Genomic DNA, 762 nt, shown 5'->3' with positions numbered 1-762 from the left:
GGTTCATGACTGGGGTGAAGTCGTAACAAGGTAGCCCTAGGGGAACCTGGGGCTGGATCACCTCCTTACCTATACGACTAACTTAATGTTTGTTGAGTGTTCACACAGATTACTTGATAGAAAGAAAGAGAAAGATATCGAAAGGTATTTTTGAGTATTTTGATTGTTAATCAAGGCGCTTGAGGAGTGAATGAGGACGTGTAGTACACTACACGACGATTGAACGACAAAAGCAACGATGATTAACGATTAAAAGACCAAAAAGAATGGGTCTGTAGCTCAGCTGGTTAGAGCGCACCCCTGATAAGGGTGAGGTCGGTGGTTCAAGTCCACTCTGACCCACCAAATCTTCATTTTATCTGCGTTAATTAAATACTCGTTTAGTGAACTAAACGTCTCATTGAATTAACTTGCTAAAATTCGATTTGGCTTCGCCAATTACTATAATTGGTACCTTGATATCTAACTCAACTGCATGTAAATGGGGCTATAGCTCAGCTGGGAGAGCGCCTGCCTTGCACGCAGGAGGTCTGCGGTTCGATCCCGCATAGCTCCACCATTTACTTACTTTGATAAAATCGTAAGTCATGCACATTTGGATAGAGACGCCAAAGATAAAGCGACAGCTTTATCTTTGGCTTTTTTAAGCCCGTTCTTTAACAATTTGGAAAGCTGATAGTATTTAATTGCATGAGTCTGTCATGTTAATTAATTACAAATCGTATTATTGGGAAGTTAATCCCTTTTCAGTAATACATTGAG

2 tRNA genes and 1 rRNA gene are annotated in these 762 nt (G+C 40.6%); all 3 read left to right on the top strand.

Features of this window, described 5'->3' with window-relative positions:
* Positions 1 to 68, top strand: a 16S ribosomal RNA gene (locus L2737_RS22230); the annotation flags it as partial.
* Between the two features lie 200 nt (positions 69 to 268).
* Positions 269 to 345 (top strand) — tRNA-Ile (locus L2737_RS22225).
* A 138-nt stretch (positions 346 to 483) separates the two neighbouring features.
* Positions 484 to 559: transfer RNA gene (locus L2737_RS22220), tRNA-Ala, on the top strand.
* Positions 560 to 762 lie beyond the last annotated feature (203 nt).

It is taken from the genome of Shewanella electrodiphila (assembly GCF_023283985.1).
Classification (GTDB): domain Bacteria; phylum Pseudomonadota; class Gammaproteobacteria; order Enterobacterales; family Shewanellaceae; genus Shewanella; species Shewanella electrodiphila.
The sequence above is the reverse complement of the archived record's forward strand: the minus strand, read 5'-3'. Positions and strand labels throughout refer to the sequence as shown.